The sequence below is a fragment of the Mesorhizobium sp. WSM4813 genome, assembly GCF_055811555.1.
This window is the reverse complement of the sequence record NZ_JBVVQU010000044.1, coordinates 1-18,965: the sequence shown is the minus strand read 5'-3', so window position 1 is coordinate 18,965 and position 18,965 is coordinate 1. Positions and strand designations below refer to the sequence as shown.

The following is an 18,965-nucleotide window of genomic DNA, read 5'->3' as shown; positions in this document are numbered from 1 at the left end:
CCGCTGTTTGGCCTCAACTGTTTAGCCAATCTAACAATGCCGAGTCGGCGAACAGGCGATTGCTCATGGAGAACTGGCCTCCCTTGGCGTTTGCACCGCAAGCGGCTAGACGGGACCGATGACCGCCGTCTTTGACCCAACCCCTACGCCTCCGGCGGAAATTCTGGCTGTGCTGTCGCTGCTCTGCCCGGAAGTCGTGCGTGACATCGAGCAGAACTGGAATGCACCGGTTTCCGATTACGCCCGCCATCTGTGGCGGCCGGTGGCAAGGCCTGCATCGGGCCCGGCGATCGCTGCCCGCTCGATCCTGCGCGAAGTCCTGCATCAGCGCCTTGGTGTGATCATGCAGCCTGAAGAGATCGGCAAGGCCCTCGAAGAGTTCGAGCACAGACCGGTGATTCAGTCCGGCCTGCATTGCCTGCTTCTGATGGACCGGATCACCTTCGATGCCCTTCTGCTTGCCTGGCTCGGCGCGGTCGAAAACGGGCTGTCGGCCTTCTTCGGCTTCATGGGAGCGACGATGACCATGGAGACGATTGGCCGGGAGGGGCCGGGATGGCTCGATGTCGGCGACGACAAGGTGAACCTGTTTGGCCTGGGGCGCCACAAACTGTGCCGCAAAAGCGCCTGCGCGGCCGGTCCCGTCACCCTCAACAAGCGCGCGCTCGAAGCGGTGGGTGACGAAACGGATGCCAGCCGCTGGCTGGGCACACTTCTTGCCAGCCAGGACAAGGTGTTTGGAACCGCCGCCGATGCGCTGACAGCCCTCAACGAGGATCTGGTCGCCGATTGGGATCGTTCCGGCATGGCCCTGCCGGTTTTCATCGATGATCGGCTCGCCGCTTCTGCCATGGCGCGGCATCTAGAATATGACGGCAGCCTTCTTTCCAGGCTGCTCATTGAGCCCGCAAGGCGCCAGCGTCTCGAACGCGCCTTGCAAGAGGCCGCATCGAGCCCGTTTGGCAGATTCCTGCCCAATGCCACGGCCTATTTCTGGGGCATCCGCGAGGAGCGCGTGCGCAAGCTCGTCCTCGAGAACGGGCACCTGATCGAGTCAGACAGGCCGCATGGTCTTTCCATCCCGTTTGAGCGGCCGCATCTCAGGCAGGCGCTGCTGGACGGCGTGCTGCTGCCGAACTTGTTCCTGATGTTCCTCGTCCTTGCCATATTGCCGCGCGTGCGGGTTGTGGGCGGCCTGAGACAGATTGGTTATGTAGCGCTTTTCCACTCGATCCTGCTGGCTGTGCTAGATGAAAACGCGCCGGAAGAGCGCGATCTGGCTGCGGAGCTGCAGGTTCGGGAAAATGCCTGGGGCATGCGGGTCATCGATGAAAAGATCTCGGTCCGCGAGCAGCTTGCCGGCCTGCCGGAAGGGGCGCTCTTCCCGGACCTGCTCCGGCAATACCGTTTGCGGACATTTGCCGAGACGACCGACGATCTGAAACTGGTTCGCAAAAACGCCCGATGGCGCAAGATCGGCCAGGCAGGGATCAAGGCGAGCTGAGCCTTACTTCAGGTTGACTTTCTGGTGCGCAACCGCAAGCGACGGCGATCTATCGGTGAGCCTCTGGCGTCTTATCCGGCCGCTTCCTTGACGCTGATGCCTTTCAGGATTTCGACGACGGCTTCCGCCCGAATCGGCATTTGCCACCGGACCCACACGGATCGCTCGATGCCCATTTGCGCTGCCGCTTGCCGGTCGATGGCTATCGGTGCATCCTTGTGAATAGCCTGGCCGTGAAGTGCGTGGCGAGAATCACGGCCTCTAGTGAGGTCTTGTTCGATGGACTGCTCGGGCTGCGGTTTCGAGGTTGAGGGCGGTTACGCCTTCTGTCCGAGGTGTGGCAGGCGCCAGCCCGTGCCATGCGCCAGTTGCGGCTACCCCTGCGCACCTGATTTCGAGTTCTGTCCGAAATGTGGGGCAAGCCTCGGTGCGCACGCAAAAGCCGTCGAACGGCCTTCTCAGACACCAAGCCGGACCGTTGTGCCGCCTTCTCGAACTCCGTCGCTGCTTCCGAACATCGAAAGCGAAGAAGGGCTGCATCCCGCTTCTGACGCCGATCGCCGGACGGTAACGGTCCTGTTCGCAGACCTTTGCGGCTTCACGACACTCAGCGAGCAGCTCGACCCCGAGGTCATGCAAGCGCTGCAGAACCAACTGTTCAAGGAATTGACGGCGGCCGTGCGAAACTTCGGTGGTTTCGTCGACAAATTCATCGGTGATGCACTGCTCGCTTTGTTCGGTGCGCCGGTCGCGCATGAGGACGATCCGGAACGTGCGCTTCGCGCCGCTCTCGACATGATCGCCCGGACGGCGCGGCTCGGCGAAAGCACCCCCCACTCCGGCTCGCCTCTGTTACTCCACATCGGCATAAACACTGGTCCGGTCGTTACTGGCGGATTGGGAATCGGCACCGCCAAATCCTATTCGGTGACCGGCGACACAGTGAATACAGCGCAACGCCTGCAATCGCTGGCCGCACCGGGTGAGGTGCTGGTAGGCGAGCTCACTTACCGGCTGACCCGGCATGCCTTCTCTTACGAGTCGCTGGGTGATGTCGTGTTTCGCGGCAAGGCTGGCAGTGTGCTCGTCCATCGACTGGATGCACCGCTTGCGGTGCCGCGTGCAGCGCGCGGGCTCGAGGCGCTCGGCCTCAGTGCGCCGATAATAGGTCGTGGTGCGGAGCTCAATAGAATGCTGGCGAGCCTTGACCAGGCGTGCGGCGGCTCGGCCCAACTTGTCCGCCTCGTCGGAGAAGCCGGTATCGGGAAATCGCGGCTGGTGAAGGAGTTCGTCGCCCGCGTCGGCGACGAGGATCGTTTTCGCAACGTCGCCGTGCGGCTGGCCACGTGCTCACCACTGGGTGAACAATCATTTGGCGCCTTGGGCGCAGTGATGCGCAGCGCTGCCGGGATGATGCGAAACGACAGCGGGGACGAAGTGCGGGGGAAGCTCGCAGGTTTGCTTACCGATCTCGGCCTGCAGGGCGAGGAGGCGAAGCGGCTGATGCCTTTGCTCTACCATGTGCTCGGCCTTGGCGACCCCGATGCCACCTTGCAGCATGTCGAGCCCGAGCAGCTGCGGCGGCAAATTCTCTACGCAGTCCGCACAATCATCGAACGGCGGCTTGCGTTGTCGCCGCTGTTGATTGTCGTCGAAGACCTGCACTGGGCCGACGCCGTGTCGCTCGAGGCACTACGTTTCGTGATGGACAGGCTGGAACGCACGCGGTTGATGTTGCTGGTCACGCATCGTCCGGCGCCGGACAACGGCCAGCTCGACTCAAGTCGGGTCAGTCACACAGCGCTCAGGCTTTCGCCGCTCAACAATGATGACGGACGCAGCCTGCTGGCGGCGCTTTTCGGCGAGAGCTGGGTAAACTCCGCAGGAGGGCTTCTCGACCAGATCCTTGAGCGCGCGGGCGGCAACCCCCTTTTTGTAGAGGAGATCGTCCGCGGCCTTATCGATAGCGGTGCACTGATGCGCGAGGGCCAGAGATGGCGGACTGTGGCAGGCGAAGTCGCAACCGGCATTCCCGCCACTATCCAGGCAATGTCGCTTGCTCGCGTCGACCGGCTGCCCCAAGAGGTGCGCCGGCTGGCCCAGGAAGCCGCGGTAATCGGCCCGCGCTTCGATGCCACACTTCTGAAAGCCGTGACAGCCGACCCCGGCCGGCTAGAAGCCGGCTGCGAACTGCTTTGCGATGCGGAAATCATCAAGGAAGTTGCCGGATTAGGCTCGGTCTCGTCGCAAAGCTACCGCTTTACGCAAACATTGCTGCAGGACGTGATCTACCAGAATATGCTCCTGCAACGCCGGACCGAGATCCACGGGCGGGTCGGTGCTGCCTTGGAGCAACTGTGCGGCGGCAAGCCGGAACGGCTCGAGGATTTGACCGTGCTCGGTCATCATTTCGCACTGAGCGCCGAGCGGGAGAGGGGCGCGCATTACCTGCAGGCGGCGGGCGATCGCGCTCGCATGATATACGCCAACGACGACGCCCTTCGTTTCTACGAGCGAGCACTGGCTGCGTTGGGCGCGATCGGGCACACACCGCTCAAACTGGCAATTGCAGAGCGCATTGCCGATTTGAGCGGCCCGGCAGGCCGCCGCGAGATCGCGCACCACCATTACCAGACGGTGTTGCAGGCATACCGCGAGTCAGCCAATCGTGTCGCGTCGGCGCGAGTTTTGCGTAAGATCGGTCGGCTGCTCTGGGACGTCGGCAAGCGGGACAAGGCCGAATCCCGCTATGCTGAAGCGACAGCGCTCCTCGATGGAGCGGATGCCCCGATCGAGCAGGCGCATCTCTGGCAAGAACGTGGCCGACAGGCGTTCCGTAGCGGAGATCACGCTCTCGCGGCAAAATGGGCAGACGCGGCGCTGGATTGCGTACGCTCTCTGACAACGGAGCATGACTCCGAGGTAGGGTGGGATGCCACTCTTGTGACCGCCGAGGCACTTAATACCAAGGCTGTTGCGTTGGCTCGCCTTGGGAGAAACCGTGAAGCCGTGCGCCAGGTTGAGCATAGCATTGAATTGGCCGAAGCCGCCGGTCTGCTGGGTGCGGCCTGCCGCGGCTACACCAATCTCGGCGTGCTTTACACGACCATCGATCCGGCACATGCGATGGAGGTCTGTCGGCGCGGTCTTGAAGTGGCGCGCCATATTGGTGACTTGGGTTTCCAGGCGCGCCTCCTCGCCAATCTGGCGGTCGCTTGTTGTACTTTCACGGATCGCTGTCCAACAGAGGGCGTGCCTGCTGCCGAGAAGGCCATCGAGATCGACCGGGCGCTCGACCAGCGCGAGCACCTGCCGGTGCCGTTGATCGTGCTTGCGCAGATCCACCAGTGCCACGGCCGTCCGGAACTGGCGATTGGCTTGTTCCACGAAGCACTGGACATAGCCCGCCAAACGGGCGAACCCCAACTGCTGTTTCCGTGCTATGATGGTCTCGCAACGCTCAATCTCGACCTGGACAATCTGGCCGAGGCCGAACGCTACTTTTCCCTGGCGCAGGGAATATGCGCCCAGCACGGGCTCGACCCGGAAGCGCTTGTGGTGCTGCCTTTTCTCGATTAGCCGGGTTGGAGGTTGGAAATGTCCGCGCGCAGTGACTTGGTACCGCTTCAACCGGGCGACCGTGCGCCGAACGTGGTACTCGACGCCATTACCCAGGAAGGCAAGATCGCGCTTGACGACTTTCGCGGACAAAAACCGGTGCTGGTCGGGCTGTTTCGAGGTCTGCATTGTGCGTTTTGCCGGCGCCATATCGCCGCCCAGGCGCGGCTTGATCCGGAACTGCGCGAAAAGGGCGTGGAGAGCCTGACGGTAGTCAACACGCCGATCGAACGGGCGCGTCTCTATTTCCGGTACCACCCGATGCCGAATCTGCTTGCGGCCTCCGACCCTGAACGCGCTTCACATCGTGCTTTTGGACTGCCCAATCTCGAATTCACCGAAAACGAGACGAACTGGCCGTACAAGGTCTCGATGGCAGCGGCAAAGGACATGCGGGTCGACATACCAGGCGAGTTGCCTGGTCCTATGGATCCTATTGCGGCCAGCGAAATTCTCAACAAGAAGGACAAGTACGAAGTGACCGATGCCGACGAGCAGATGATGGCAACGGGACACGGACAACTGGTCGGTCAATTCCTGCTGGACCGGCAGGGGATCGTCCGCTGGAGCTTCACGGAGTTTCCAGAGGGTGGGCGATACATGTTTGGGGCGCCAAACCCGCAGGAGCTGATGTCAGCGGTGTCCCAAGTCGCCCAATAAACTTGCGAACGAGGTAAACGGGCGGGACACTGACAAGTTCACCGCTCTTCGAGCACGGCCTCGACCTTGGCCACAAAGTCATCGAGCGAGCGATCCCCGCGAATCTCGATGCGCGGAAGGTCGATGGGATCGCAATCGAGGTCCGCCGGCCCGTGTCTGCCGCCGAAGCCGATTCGATAGCCGCACTCCTTGGCCAACCTGCCAAGCCGTCGGTCGGTGACAGAAAAGGGTGCCGCGAACGCCGTGGTTGGCCGACCGGTCCACCGTTCGATGAACATACGAGAGCGCAGCAGCTCGGCGGCCAAGTCAGAGCTCGACAGACCATCGATCGCGCGATGCGTCGCCAGATGGCTTCCGAAGAACGCACCTTCGGCGGCGAGGCGTCGCACCGTCCCGGCATCCATAAGCTGTGTCGGCGGACCGCTGTCGGCGTCCCACAGTGCACTTTCACCCACGAGGTCCGTCACCAGGAACACTTCCCCGGTCAGGTCGTTCGCGCGCAAGATCGGCCAGGCATGGTCGGCGAAGTTCTGGAAGCCGTCGTCGAAGGTGATGAGCACTGGGCGGCCAACGAAGGGCTGACGGTTGGCGATGGACTCTTCCAGCTGCTCGGACCTAATCGCGTGAAAGCCATTGGCGCGCAGCCATGCCATCTGACTGTGGAATGCGGCGGGCGTGAGCCGAAAACGGGCGAGCGCGGCCGGACCTTCATCGGAGACGCTGTGATACATGAGGACAGGGATACGCTGCCGCCGCTCGCTACGCGCAACGTCGCGGCGCAAGGCCCGCGCCCCGCCCCAGACGATATTTCGCGCGACCCCGATTTCGAGGGGCGCGCGGATTGGCACTTGATCAATCATCGGTTCCGTCGCCACGTCGTCAGGTGACAGGCGGCGAAAGCGGTCTATGCGATAGAGCTCGGTCTGGATCGATTGATCGAGGACGAGGCCTTCGGTCGCTGCCAGCGCCTCTGAGATCGCTTGTGCACCGAATGTGTTCCAGTCGAAGCCGGTCCTTTCAACATTGTCACGTAACACGAATGCGTGTGCGTTGATGAAACTACCGCCGGGCGCCAACGCCTCAACGATTTTTTTGGCGATGCGCCGCAACTCGGCGAGATCATCCAGATAGTAGAGCACTTCCGAACAGACGATCAGGTCCATTTCACCCGGCAGCGTGTCCGCGCAGAAATCCAGTACGCCGAACTCAACATTCGGCTGATCGCTGCATCGCGCGCGCGCTCGCCCGATGGCTACGGCGGAGATGTCGGTTGCGGTCAGATGGCCCACTCGCGGCGCCAGCTGCCGCGTGAAGTGCCCCTCCGCGCAGGCCAGCTCAAGCGCCCGTCCGATCGGGCCGGCAGGCAGAATTTCGAGCTGCCGCTCATATTTTTCCTGCTCATAGGACGAACCGTAGTTCCAGGGGTCCTCGGTCGCGAAATAGCCATTCCAGAACGACGTGCGATCCTTGTCGTGCCCGGGCCGTGCGCGGCGCGGCGCCGCAGGAGGCTCCGCAGGTTCGGCGCTCGACCGAACCAGCTCCCGCGCTTGCGCGGCCAATTGCGCGAGTTTGCCAAAGTGGCTGTCCGGATCAGACCGGCGTTCAAGCCGCTCAGCGGGCACGACATTCTGGATCAATTCAATCCAATGATCCCTTGTCACCGTCCCGAGTACGCCGAACTGCACGACAGCCTCGATTCGGCCATCGATCATCAGATAGGCATAGATTTGATCGGTTCCTTCCGGCAGTTCGGTCGAGGTCGGATTTCGGACGTCGACGCGAATTCCAAGTGTCCGCGCCAGCCTGCGCGGCGCGGCAAGATCGTCGACGTCGAGAAGCATTTGCTCAAGGTGATACTGGACGCGGCGACCCGCGACGGGATCGTCCCAGACCTTGCCGAGTTCGATGATCAACTCGGTGAGCGAGCCGCCGAACCTGTCCCACCTGGCAGCCAATTGCGCTGGCACCGATAGGCTTCCTACCGTAAGGCCATCGAAGGCCACCTTGGCGATCTCACACGCCCACTTACGTCCTGCCGGGAGCGCGCGCAGGGTCTGCGGGCTGATCGAGCGGCGGCCGCAGCCGCAATCCGACGCGGCGTTCCACAACGCGAACCACGCGAGTGCTTCGGAAGCTGTGCGGCCATTCGTTTCGATCGCACCATTAGCGTGAGCCGATGCTGGCTGTTTGACCCTGGGATCAGGAGAAAAGCCGCGGGCGATCACGATTTCCGCATCGGCCAGCATCTGTGTCGAATTGCGGGTGAGCGAGTTGGGGCTGGTCCGATAGAAAGCGAGCGTCTCGTCGACCATCACCCAACGTTTGCCTAGACGTGCGAGGCGCTGCCACAGATCCCAGTCCTCGCAGGTGCGAAGCGAAACATCGAAGCCGCCCAACTCGACAATTGTCTTCCGGTCGACGAGCAGCGCGTGAGTGCGAATGGCGCACCGGCGCGCGAATGTTTCGAAGGGCTGGATCGCAACCTCCGTTGGGATGCTCGACGGGGTGACTTCGCCATCGGGCATCACGCGCCGGGAACCGCAATAGGCGGCGACCGCATCGGGCGCGGCTTCAAGTGCGGCCAGCATTTTCGCAAGGAAGCTGGCGTCCACCCAATCGTCCGCATCCAGGAACATGAGCCAGCGGCCGCGCGCTGTCGAGATCCCGCTATTGCGCGCGCCGGCGGCGCTATACGCGCAAGAGCTCAACGTCCGAAACCGGGCATCGCGCTCTACATAACCGGCGACAATCGCGGCGGTGGCGTCCGTGGAGGCGTCGTCGACGACGATCGCCTCCCAGTCCATTATTTCCTGATCGAGAAGGCAATCGAGTGCGCGCGCCAGCGTTACCTCCGCGTCGTGCGCAGGAACCACGATTGAAACCAAGGGATTATGCGCCACGCCGTCTTACCTGCGCCTGGTTCGAAGGTAGAACAACAGTCCCGAAACATAGTCGGCGATTTCCTGCCAAAGGAAACGGTCCTCAGCGACGCTGCATCCAAACAGTCTCCTGCGAACTCTCCCGAGATACCGCGACGCCGCCATTTGGCTGCAGAGCGAGCTTGCTCCTGTCATGCTACCGATGCTTGAAGCTTGGCGCAGCATTCGCATCCGTGCCGCCGAGCTTGGTCGCCAGCTGTCGCAGATGCCCGTCAAAGCCAAGCATGCCGCATACTCGTGTCGATCCCCGGAGTCGGCGCCCTGACCACAAGCTGCGGTCCCCGGCCTCGTATGAGTGCAACAGCTACGGCAAACTGACGTCCTTTGCAATCGGGGGCGCAATAAATGCAAGCCCACTGAAGCTTTGGTGTGAATGACTGCAGTTATTGGGACTATTGCTCCCCTCCTATCGACCGAAACGCCTCGATTCCGAGGTGCAGTCTCGAACAGCCATTCTCCGTGCAAAAGTAGACATTCCCTCTGCCGCTGCGCCCGAATCGGAAGCTGATCGTCGCAGTATACAGCCGCGTGCGAGACAGTATGTGCACCGCCAGACCAGCTACTTTAGATATTTCTAATAAATCTGCGCTACTTAATTGCGCTTCAGTAGCTATAGCCTGACATTGTATTAATCATTTCGATAGTAGATTGCGTCCAATGGTCGATTAGATTAGGCGGCTATGGCTGCTATCACAAAGAGATGCGGGAGCGACCCCAATCGGAACTCGTGCTTTTGCAGCTAGTTCAAGAGATGTAAAAGGGGCGCTCGAATTGGCCTTAGTCAAGAAGATTCCGGCTTGCTAGCCGGGTATTTTGCTGACATGCTTGGGTGTTTTTGAGTTTTGCACTGTGGCAGGTGTTCAAATGAAGGGGCATAAGGATGGCTAAGGAATCTTCGAGTACCGCTTCTTCAGCAAATAAAGCGGACGAAAATCTGATAAGTAATGCAGACGGAAACGGGCTGGCCTTCATGGGAGTCCAGGCTCGCGAGGGCGGGGTCTCCGGCGACGCTGTAGGTGTCGACAAGATACGTGATCTGCTGTTCGGCAACCAGATGCAGGACTATGACCGCCGTTTTTCCAAGCTTGAAGAACGGTTCTTGCAGCGCTTCAAGGATGTCGAATCCGAGGCCAAGCGCAACCTTGAAATGTACGAGTCGAATGCAAAGAAGCAGGTTGAATCGCTCGCGGCGCAATTGCGGAACGAAAAGGATGCACGAGCCGAGGCCGACAAGGAGATCGACCGGAATCTTCGCGAGCAAAATCAGGCGCTTGAAAAGCAGGTGCGCGCGTTGTCGGATCAATTGAGCGAGCTTGAGCGCGAAGTTGCGGACCGGATAAATCGAAGCGATCAACTGCTGCGTGAGGAAATCAAGCAAAAGAATGAAAGCATGCAGATGCTGATGGAGAAAATGTTTTCCGATCTCAGCAACGTCAAGACCGACCGAAATCTTTTGGCTGGCCTGTTTGTCGAGGTTGCAAAATGTCTGAATCAGGATCCCGCCGGCAGCAAGAGCAACTCGGAGCGTAGTTGGAAAGTGAGTTGATCGGAACTTGACGTCCACCGTCGACCCAATCAGCCTTGCTCAAAAAGCAGCTTCGAACGATACAGAGATTGATCGCGAGGCTCTGGCTAGTCTTTTGGTCGAAATTGCCCGGAACGTTGATCCGGACTATCGTGCGCGTTTCGACGGAGTTCCAACCGCCGATCCTCGCATGGCAACGCTGCGCCAATTGCTGGTCGGCCGCGAAATTTCGGAGCTTTCACGAGTTACGCACCTGCTCGACGAACCTGAGCAGCTTGCGTCTGCAGTTGGGGGTGTTCTCCCCAGTGCAGCCGCACGTGCGCCTTATGCGCAACTCGGCGAAGCCCTTGCGCCAGCTGTCGAGAGGGCCGTGCAACGGTCCATCCAGAAGAGCCCGCGTACGCTTACGGATATATTATACCCGGTGTTTCTGCCGGCAATTCGCAAGTCGATCGGGGAAAAGATCGATCAGACCTTTCAGTCGCTGAATGAAACTTTAAGACATATATTTACCTGGCATGGGCTCAAGTGGAGATTTGAAGCCTGGAGAACGGGTGCTAGCTTCTCAGAAGTTGTTCTTAAACATTCTCTTGTCTATCGCGTAGAGCATGTCTTTCTTATTAACCGCAATTCCGGGCTTTTGATAGCGCATGTAACTGCCGATAATGCAACGAGCGAAGATCCTCAACTCATTTCTTCTATGCTTAGTGCAATTCAAGATTTTGTGAAAGACTCATTTAACGAGAAAGAACAGAGCGGCCTGGACACTATCCGTTTTGGGGAGCTTCGTCTCTGGTCGGAAGTTGGACCGTTTGCGACCTTGGTCGCGGTGATCCGGGGAAATCCGCCAGAAGAATTACATGAAATATTCCGCGATGTGTTGTTTCGGATCCATGATGAATACTCACAGGCTTTAGAGCAGTTTGACGGCGACAGTTCGCAGTTGGCCGGCATAGAGTCGCAGTTGCAGACCTGCGTTGAACTGAAGCAGGAGGACTCAAACCAGGGATTTCCGTGGTTGGTGGTGGCTGCAGTCCTGCTGGTTTTGATTCCGACAGGCGGTTGGTTCCTTCTTTCCTGGCAATCCGGGCAGCGCTGGCAGGCCTATGTGTCGCGGCTGAGTACCCAGCCGGGCATCATCGTTGCCGAACACAAGATGCGCGATGGCCAATTCTATATTGCCGGCCTGAGAGACCCGCTTGCCGCCGACCCGCAGTCGCTGTTGTCGGGAACGCAGGTCGATCCCGCCCGCGTTCATTCTCAGTGGCAATTCTATCAGAGCCTTGAGCCGGAGTTCGTGTTGAAGCGGCTAACGGCGTCGCTGGCTCCGCCGGATTCAGTACGGCTTTCGATCGTCGAGGATCGCATCGTCGCCGAGGGTGAGGCTCCCGACACCTGGATAGATCGGGCACGCGCAGCGGCCGGACAGCTTTCGGCAGGCGGACCGGTATTCGACGTCTCCAAGGTTCGTGATGTGAGCCCCGAAGCACGCGCGGCGGAGCACTGGCAGCACTATGTGTCGCGACTTGAGGCCCAACCGGGGATCATCGTAGCCCAACAAACGGCGAGGCGCGGACATTTCTACATTTCCGGCCTGAGAGACCCGCAGGCCGCCGACCCGCAGGCTCTGCTGTCCGGAACAGGGGTCGATCCTGCCCGCGTTCATTCACACTGGCAATTCTATCAGAGCCTTGAGCCGAAGTTCGTGCTGAAGCGGCTAACTGCGTCGCTGGCTCCGCCGGATTCGGTACGACTTTCGATCATCAATGATCGCATCGTTGCCGAGGGCGAGGCTCCCGACACCTGGATCAACCGGGCGCGGGCCGCCGCCCAACAACTTTCGGCAGGCGGACCGGTATTCGACATCTCCAAGGTTCGTGATGTGAGCCCCGAAGCACGCGGGGCGGAGCACTGGCAGACCTATGTGTCGCGACTGAGTACGCAGCCGGGCATCATCGTTGCCGAACAAAAGATGCGCGATGGCCAATTCTATATTGCCGGCCTGAGAGACCCGCTTGCCGCCGACCCGCAATCGCTGTTGTCCGGAACGCAGGTCGATCCCGCCCGCGTTCATTCGCAGTGGCAATTCTATCAGAGCCTTGATCCGGAGTTCGTGCTGAAGCGGCTAACCGCGTCACTGACCCCGCCGAAATCGGTTCGGCTTTCGATCGTCGAGGACCGCATCGTTGCCGAGGGTGAGGCTCCTGACACCTGGATAGATCGGGCACGCGCGGCGGCTCGACAGCTTTCGGCAGGCGGACCGGTATTCGACATCTCCAAGGTTCGTGATGTGAGCCCCGAAGCACGCGCGGCGGAGCACTGGCAGCACTATGTGTCGCGACTTGAGGCCCAACCGGGGATCATCGTAGCCCAACAAACGGCGAGGCGCGGACATTTCTACATTTCCGGCCTGAGAGACCCGCAGGCCGCCGACCCGCAGGCTCTGCTGTCCGGAACAGGGGTCGATCCTGCCCGCGTTCATTCACACTGGCAATTCTATCAGAGCCTTGATCCGAAGTTCGTGGTGAAGCGGCTGATGGCGTCGCTGACTCCGCCGGATTCAGTACGATTTTCGATCATCAAGGATCGCATCGTTGTCATGGGTGAGGCTCCTGCCGCCTGGATAGATCGGGCGCGGGTCGCCGCCCAACAGCTGGCCGCGGACGGACTCTCTCTAGAAATTTCCGAGCTGCGTGAGTTGACCCCTCAGAAACTCACGCATTTGAGGGAGGCTATTCAAGCGGTCGACATTTTCTTCGATTCCGGCAAGGCTGTACCGGGACCAGAGCAACTGCCGGTTCTCGACAAATTGGCGAATCAGTTGAAGGAATTGGCCAAGGACGCCCGCAAGGCAGGCGTGACAGCACAGTTCATGTTGACCGGCCATTCGGACGCGACTGGCCGTGAAACGGCCAACGTGTCGATCAGCGCCGCCCGCGCGGAGACAGTTCGTGCGCTTCTCAAGAAGCGCGGCGTCGATCCGGAATTGCTCTTGGTTCGCGGCGCGGGCACCTTTGAGCCAGCGGAGACTGAAACTAGCCGAACCGGGAGCTCCGCCAATCGCAGAGTTTCGGTTACGGTAAACTTCCACTAGGGCGGAGCCCAGGATATTGCAAAAGAAGATCTGCATGTTGGGCGGGTTCGCTGTCGGAAAGACGAGTCTGGTTCGCAGGTTTGTGCAAAGCATCTTTTCAGAAACCTACTTGACCACGGTGGGCGTGAAAATCGACAAGAAGAGTGTTGTACTGCCGGATATAACCGTGGATCTGATTTTGTGGGATTTGGCCGGCGAAGACGATATCGGCTCCTTTCGCGTAAGCTATGTGCGAGGAGCGAGCGGGCTCGTGCTTGTAGTCGATGGCACCCGCGCCGCTACTCTTGCCGTGGCGCTCACGCTGCGCGAGCGGGCCGAGGCCGAATTCGGCGCTATGCCGTTCGTGTTGCTGTTCAACAAATCCGATCTGGCCGATCGGTGGGCAATAGCGGATAGTGAGATTAACGAACTGAGGCAACTTGGATGGCAAATCTATCTAACAAGTGCGCTTTCAGGTGAACACGTTGATGATGCGTTTCGTCAGCTTGCTTCGATGGTTGCCAAATAAACCATGCATGGATTGCCAAGAGAAGTCAGAAGCTGGATTTACGATTTCTTCTACAACGAGCACTCTGTCGCATATCTGAAAATCGACGCCCAGCTTTGCATCGCTGCTAAGGGCGGTAGTGTTGAACATTACGGCCTATCATCGCTTTGCGTTGGCAAGCCCGTAGCCGAGCAGCTTGAATTCATGGAAGGCTTACTGCCTTGTCCGGAGCTTCCATATCATATGGCCATGGTCGAACTGCCCAGCGGGCGTGTCGCGGACCTTCATCTTTTTGCTGACAATGCCAGCGTGTGGCTGCTCTTTCTTGACGCCACTGCCGAACGCGACAATAGGCAGCGGCTTCAACAGAAGGCGTATGAAATGACACTCCTGCAAGAGAGGGAGCGTCAACTCAACGAAAAGTTACAATTGACAAATGAGGCGTTGAGGCAGAGCCAAGAGGGACTGTCGCGTGAATACCAGCGCGCCGAAAGCCTACTCCTCAACATTCTTCCAGCGTCGATCGCGGAGCGGTTAAAAGCGGACGAACAAATTGCAGACAGCCATGCTGACGTGAGTGTGCTTTTTGCCGACATCGTCGGCTTTACGGAAAGAGCGCGGAGCGTCGGAGCCGAGACAACGCTCGCTATTTTAAATTACTTCTTCAAGGCGGCGGATCTGCTCTCGGAACGATACGGCTGCGAAAAGATCAAGACAATCGGCGATTGTGTGATGGTGGTCGCTGGCCTGCCCGTCGCGCGACCCGATCATGCAGAAGCCCTTGCGCACTATGCACTTGAACTGCGGAAGGCAGTTAAGCGCGAACGCTTCGCAGGAGAACCGATAAGACTCAGAATTGGAATTCACTCAGGACCAATCGTCGCGGGCGTCATAGGCAAAAGGCGGTTTGCCTATGACCTGTGGGGCGAGACCGTTAATCTCGCCGCACGTATTCAAACGTCAGCGGAGCCCGATGAAATCCGTATTTCGGATGCAACTCGCAAACTGCTTGGACCAAACTTTGCTTGCGACCCACTCGCGGAAACGGAATTGCGTGGTACAGGTCGTGTGCGAATGTGGCGGCTCCCGGCCTGATTTGCCGCTTGGCAGTGCCGACCCTGGAGCGCATTGCATCTTAAGCTAGTCAAACATCATGGTTTCGAATGTCCGCAGAGGTGCAGTTGACCACCGAGCGACCGCCAAAGGTCTGTCCTGGGTCAAATTCGGCAGTAAAAGTGCCGCTGCGTGTCATCATCCGTTCGGGCAGTGTCGCCATCCGATTCGAGCCCCGACTATAACAGTCACTGTTACAACTGGGCCAAACTGGCGAATCAGAACCTGAATGACAGGTGCTTACAAGATGATGGTGCCCAGAAGAGGACTCGAACCTCCACTCCTTGCGGAACACGGACCTGAACCGTGCGCGTCTACCAATTCCGCCATCTGGGCTGGTGCGGGCTCTTTAGGCGGGCAAGGGGTGAGTGTCAACGCGCTTTTTTGCTCAATCAAGAAACACGCCCCGCTCGCCGGCTAGTGTCGTTTTGAATCTGCGCATGATCCTTTCCGAACCTGCGGTTCGGGGTCATGCGCCCTCCAGCACTTCCTTCGATGCCACCGTCGAATCGGCGTTGAGCTTGTAGATGACCGGCACGCCGGTGCCGAGCTCCAGTCTGACGATCTCCTCGCCCGACTTGCCGTCCAGCGCCATGATCAGCGCGCGCAGCGAATTGCCGTGCGCCGCCACCAGCACAGTGCCGCCGCGCAGCACATAGGGTTGCATGTCGTGCAGATAATAGGGCCAGACGCGCGCGCCGGTGTCCTTCAGGCTTTCGCCGCCGGGCGGCGGCACGTCGTAGGAGCGGCGCCAGACATGCACCTGTTCCTCGCCCCATTTCTTGCGCGCGTCGTCCTTGTTGAGGCCGGAGAGGTCGCCATAGTCGCGCTCGTTCAGCGCCTGGTCGCGGATGGTCTCAAGATCGCTCTGACCGACGGCGTCGAGAATGTGCTGGCAGGTCTTCTGCGCCCTGATCAGCGACGAGGTGAAGGCGATGTCGAACTTCATGCCGCGCGCCTTCAGCTTGGCGCCTGCCTCCTTGGCCTCGGCGTGGCCCAATTCGGTCAGGTCGACATCGCGCCATCCGGTGAAAAGGTTCTTCAGGTTCCATTCGCTCTGGCCGTGGCGCACGAGCACGAGAGTTCCCGACATTTTTGCTCCTTCAGTTTGTGGATCAGATCGTCTCAGGCGAGTCCGAGCACGTCGCGCATCGAATACAGTCCCGGCTTCCTGCCGCGCGCCCACAGTGCGGCCTTGACCGCGCCGCGGGCGAAGATCGCCCGGTCCTCGGCGTGATGGGCGAGCGTAATGCGCTCGCCGGTGCCGGCCAGCACCACGGAGTGGTCGCCGACCACCGAGCCGCCGCGCAGCGTGGCGAAGCCGATCGAGCCGGTCTTTCGCACGCCGGTGTGGCCGTCGCGCGACCGCACGCTGTTCCCGTCAAGATCGATGCCGCGCCCAGTGGCGGCGGCTTCACCGAGCAGCAGCGCCGTGCCCGAAGGTGCGTCGACCTTGTGCCGGTGATGCATTTCCAGGATTTCGATGTCGAAATCGTCGGCGTCGAGCGCGCGCGCCGCCTGCTCCACCAGCACCGCCAGCAGATTGACGCCGAGGCTCATATTGCCTGACTTGACGATCGTCGCATGGCGCGCCGCAGCAGCGATCCTGGCATTGTCGTCCGCCGAGCAGCCGGTGGTGCCGACGATATGGGCGATGCGCGCCTGCGCCGCATAGCCGGCGAATTCGACGGTCGTCGCAGGTGTCGTGAAATCGAGCACGCCGTCGGCCTTGGCGAAGGCAGGCAACGGATCGTCGCCGATCGCCACGTTGATCCTGCCGATGCCGGCCAGTTCGCCGGCATCCTTGCCGATATGCGGCGAGCCGGCCCGTGCGATCGCGCCGGCGACGCGGGCGCCCGGTATCGTGTGGATGGCGCGGATCAGCGCCTGGCCCATCCTTCCGGCCGCGCCGACCACCACCAGGCCCATTTCACCGACGGGGGGATCGTTTGTGGGTGTACCGCTCATAAAGTTCTCCCGATCGCCTTTTTCGCCCGTCGCACCGGAGTTTGGATTGGCTTGCCGTCGTCGACAAGCCCCAGCCCCTTGTTGCCCTGCACCCGGTGGAACCGGGCATAAACGCTGTGCGGGTCGGCCATCAGCGAGGCATGCGTGCCTTGCTCGACCAGCCGGCCCTGTTCCAGCACGATGATATGGTCGGCATTGACCACGGTCGACAGCCGGTGCGCGATGACGATGGTCGTGCGCCCTTTCATAACCTGGGTCAGCGCCTGCTGGACGCGCGCTTCGGCCTCGTTGTCGAGCGCCGAGGTCGCCTCGTCGAGCAGCAGGATCGGCGCCTGCCGCACGATGGCGCGGGCGATCGACAGGCGCTGGCGCTGGCCGCCCGACAGCGTTAGGCCGCCTTCGCCGACAGGGGTGTCATAGCCCTGCGGCTGCTGGCGGATGAAGCCATCGGCCTCGGCCTGTTGCGCGGCCAGCTCGATCTCGGCGTCGCTGGCGCTCAGCCGCCCGTAGCGGATGTTGTCGCGAATCGTGCCTTCGAACAGATAGGGCTGCTGCGAGACATAGGCGATGGAGCGGCGCAGCGACTGCTTGGTGACTTTCGAAATGTCCTGACCGTCGACCTCGATGCTGCCCGCCTCGATATCGTGGAAACGCTGCAGCAGCGCCACCAGCGTCGACTTGCCGGCGCCCGAGGCGCCGACGATGGCCGTCATCTTGCCGGCGGCGGCAACGAAGCTGAGATCCTGCAGCACCGGAGCGTCGGTGACATAGCCGAACGACACATTGTTAAAGCGCACCTCGCCGCGGATGATCTTCGCTTCGGCCGCTCCGGGCGCGTCGCCCTGCTGCGGCTCGAGGTCGAGCAGTTCGTAGATCATGCGCGCATTGACCAGCGCCCGTTCCATGCCGACCTGCATGCGCGCCAGCCGCCGGGCCGGGTCGTAGGCAAGCAGCAGTGCGGTGATGAAGGAAAAGACCGCACCGGGCGGCTGGCCGCCGACGGCTGCCCGGTAGCCGGAATAGGCGATCACGCCGGCAACGGCGAAGCCGGCCAGCATTTCGGAGATCGGCGTCAGCCGCTCCGACACGCGGGCGATGCGGTTTGCCCGCTGCTCGGCACCGTCGACAAGACTGCTGATGCGGCGCGACAGCTCGTCCTCCAGCGTAAAGGCCTTGACGATGGCGATGCCTTGCGTTGCTTCCTGCATGGCGCCGATCAGCCGCGAGTTGATCTGCACCGCTTCGCGCGTTGCGCGCCTTATTCTGCGGGTCAGGTAGATCACCGTGTAGATCAGCGGCGGCCCGATCAGCAGCGACATCAGGGACAGCATCGGATCCTGCCAGATCATGACGCCGATCAGCGCGATCAGCGATACGGCGTCGCGTGCCACGGAGGTCAGCGTCATCGAGAGCAGGTCGCGGATGCCGTTGACGTTCTCGTTGATCTGGGCGGCCAGCCGGCCCGAGCGCGTGTCGTTGAAGAAACCGATGCCGAGCTTCATCAGATGAGCGAAGATGCGGCGCTGGTAGCGGGCCACCAGATTGTTGCCGATCCTGGCCAGCGTTACCGCCTGGCCGTAGGTGGCCAGCCCGCGCAGCATGAAGGCGCTCAGGATCGATCCGCAGATCAGCGCGATGAGATCGCCGCGTTGCTCGTAGAAGATCTGGTCGACGACATCCTTCATGATCCAGGCGGTGAAGGCGGTCGTGGCCGCAACCGTCACCAGGCACAGAACGGCCAGAACATAATACCAGCGGTAGTCGTGGCTGTTCTCGGCGATGATGCGGCGGATCACCGCCACGATCTCGCCGGGCCGGGCTTTGGCTTGGTGGTTTGGCGACTGGTTCAAGTCGGGATCGTTCCAGTGATGTCGGTTCGGCTCCGCGGCCGGACCAATTCGGCAATCCTCTTAGCGCTCCGGTGGCGGCTTGCCTATGGCAGAGGCCGGCAAAATTTCATCGAGTGGAGTCCCCCCCAGACATTAGAGCGTCGGACGCTCAGGTTGAATCGAGAGGGGATTCCAGTGAGGCGACGTTCGTGATTCACTTCCTGTAGG

The 18,965-nt window shown here is 60.7% G+C and carries 11 protein-coding genes, 1 tRNA gene and 1 pseudogene; 8 read left to right on the top strand and 5 right to left on the bottom strand.

The window, feature by feature from the left end; genetic code table 11:
• Nucleotides 1–118 precede the first annotated feature (118 nt).
• From AC0L25_RS23045 to AC0L25_RS23035, 3 genes are all read left to right on the top strand, one after another.
• Entirely contained in the window at nt 119–1,504 is a 1,386-nt protein-coding gene (locus AC0L25_RS23045; RefSeq protein WP_473597624.1) for a hypothetical protein, read from the top strand.
• Nucleotides 1,505–1,783: 279 nt separating this feature from the next.
• Entirely contained in the window at nt 1,784–5,083 is a 3,300-nt protein-coding gene (locus tag AC0L25_RS23040) for an ATP-binding protein (protein WP_473597623.1), read from the top strand.
• Nucleotides 5,084–5,101: 18 nt separating this feature from the next.
• Nucleotides 5,102–5,782 carry a peroxiredoxin-like family protein gene (locus AC0L25_RS23035; RefSeq protein ID WP_473597622.1) on the top strand — a complete coding sequence of 227 codons (681 nt, stop codon included), beginning with the start codon at nt 5,102–5,104 and terminating at the stop codon, nt 5,780–5,782.
• 38 nt (nt 5,783–5,820) lie between these two features.
• On the opposite strand, the gene AC0L25_RS23030 is transcribed toward AC0L25_RS23035, so the two are convergent.
• Nucleotides 5,821–8,682, bottom strand: a complete 2,862-nt coding sequence (locus AC0L25_RS23030) for a trifunctional glycosyltransferase/class I SAM-dependent methyltransferase/polysaccharide deacetylase (protein ID WP_473597621.1) — start codon at nt 8,680–8,682, stop codon at nt 5,821–5,823.
• A gap of 160 nt (nt 8,683–8,842) precedes the next feature.
• Here AC0L25_RS23030 and AC0L25_RS23025 point away from each other — a divergent pair.
• The 5 genes and pseudogenes from AC0L25_RS23025 to AC0L25_RS23005 form a co-directional block, all read left to right on the top strand.
• Nucleotides 8,843–8,994: pseudogene (locus AC0L25_RS23025) on the top strand (IS110 family transposase); the annotation flags it as partial.
• A gap of 607 nt (nt 8,995–9,601) precedes the next feature.
• Nucleotides 9,602–10,267 carry a hypothetical protein gene (locus AC0L25_RS23020; protein WP_473597620.1) on the top strand — a complete coding sequence of 222 codons (666 nt, stop codon included), beginning with the start codon at nt 9,602–9,604 and terminating at the stop codon, nt 10,265–10,267.
• A 7-nt stretch (nt 10,268–10,274) separates the two neighbouring features.
• The gene (locus tag AC0L25_RS23015) at nt 10,275–13,340 is read left to right on the top strand and encodes an OmpA family protein (RefSeq protein ID WP_473597619.1); all 3,066 of its coding nucleotides are present in this window, start codon (nt 10,275–10,277) and stop codon (nt 13,338–13,340) included.
• 16 nt (nt 13,341–13,356) lie between these two features.
• Nucleotides 13,357–13,848, top strand: a complete 492-nt coding sequence (locus AC0L25_RS23010) for a Rab family GTPase (RefSeq protein ID WP_473597618.1) — start codon at nt 13,357–13,359, stop codon at nt 13,846–13,848.
• Between the two features lie 3 nt (nt 13,849–13,851).
• Nucleotides 13,852–14,922 (top strand): adenylate/guanylate cyclase domain-containing protein, encoded by a 1,071-nt coding sequence (locus AC0L25_RS23005; protein ID WP_473597617.1) that lies wholly within the window; start codon nt 13,852–13,854, stop codon nt 14,920–14,922.
• A gap of 269 nt (nt 14,923–15,191) precedes the next feature.
• Here AC0L25_RS23005 and AC0L25_RS23000 read toward each other — a convergent pair.
• From AC0L25_RS23000 to AC0L25_RS22985, 4 genes are all read right to left on the bottom strand, one after another.
• Nucleotides 15,192–15,276, bottom strand: a tRNA-Leu gene (locus AC0L25_RS23000).
• A gap of 133 nt (nt 15,277–15,409) precedes the next feature.
• Entirely contained in the window at nt 15,410–16,033 is a 624-nt protein-coding gene (locus AC0L25_RS22995) for a 2,3-bisphosphoglycerate-dependent phosphoglycerate mutase (protein ID WP_473597616.1), read from the bottom strand.
• Between the two features lie 32 nt (nt 16,034–16,065).
• A complete protein-coding gene (gene dapB, locus AC0L25_RS22990; RefSeq protein WP_473597615.1) occupies nt 16,066–16,908 on the bottom strand; it encodes a 4-hydroxy-tetrahydrodipicolinate reductase in 843 nt (280 codons plus the stop codon).
• On the bottom strand, nt 16,905–18,758 hold the full coding sequence (locus tag AC0L25_RS22985) for an ABC transporter ATP-binding protein (protein WP_473597614.1): 1,854 nt from the start codon (nt 18,756–18,758) through the stop codon (nt 16,905–16,907). The genes dapB and AC0L25_RS22985 overlap by 4 nt, the downstream gene beginning before the upstream one ends.
• Nucleotides 18,759–18,965: the final 207 nt, after the last annotated feature.

Coding starts and splice junctions, on each gene's coding strand:
- AC0L25_RS23045 (WP_473597624.1), top strand. CDS start 119: ATGACCGCCGTCTTTGACCCAACCCCTACGCCTCCGGCGGAAATTCTG.
- AC0L25_RS23040 (WP_473597623.1), top strand. CDS start 1,784: ATGGACTGCTCGGGCTGCGGTTTCGAGGTTGAGGGCGGTTACGCCTTC.
- AC0L25_RS23035 (WP_473597622.1), top strand. CDS start 5,102: ATGTCCGCGCGCAGTGACTTGGTACCGCTTCAACCGGGCGACCGTGCG.
- AC0L25_RS23020 (WP_473597620.1), top strand. CDS start 9,602: ATGGCTAAGGAATCTTCGAGTACCGCTTCTTCAGCAAATAAAGCGGAC.
- AC0L25_RS23005 (WP_473597617.1), top strand. CDS start 13,852: ATGCATGGATTGCCAAGAGAAGTCAGAAGCTGGATTTACGATTTCTTC.
- AC0L25_RS22995 (WP_473597616.1), bottom strand. CDS start 16,033: ATGTCGGGAACTCTCGTGCTCGTGCGCCACGGCCAGAGCGAATGGAAC.
- dapB (WP_473597615.1), bottom strand. CDS start 16,908: ATGAGCGGTACACCCACAAACGATCCCCCCGTCGGTGAAATGGGCCTG.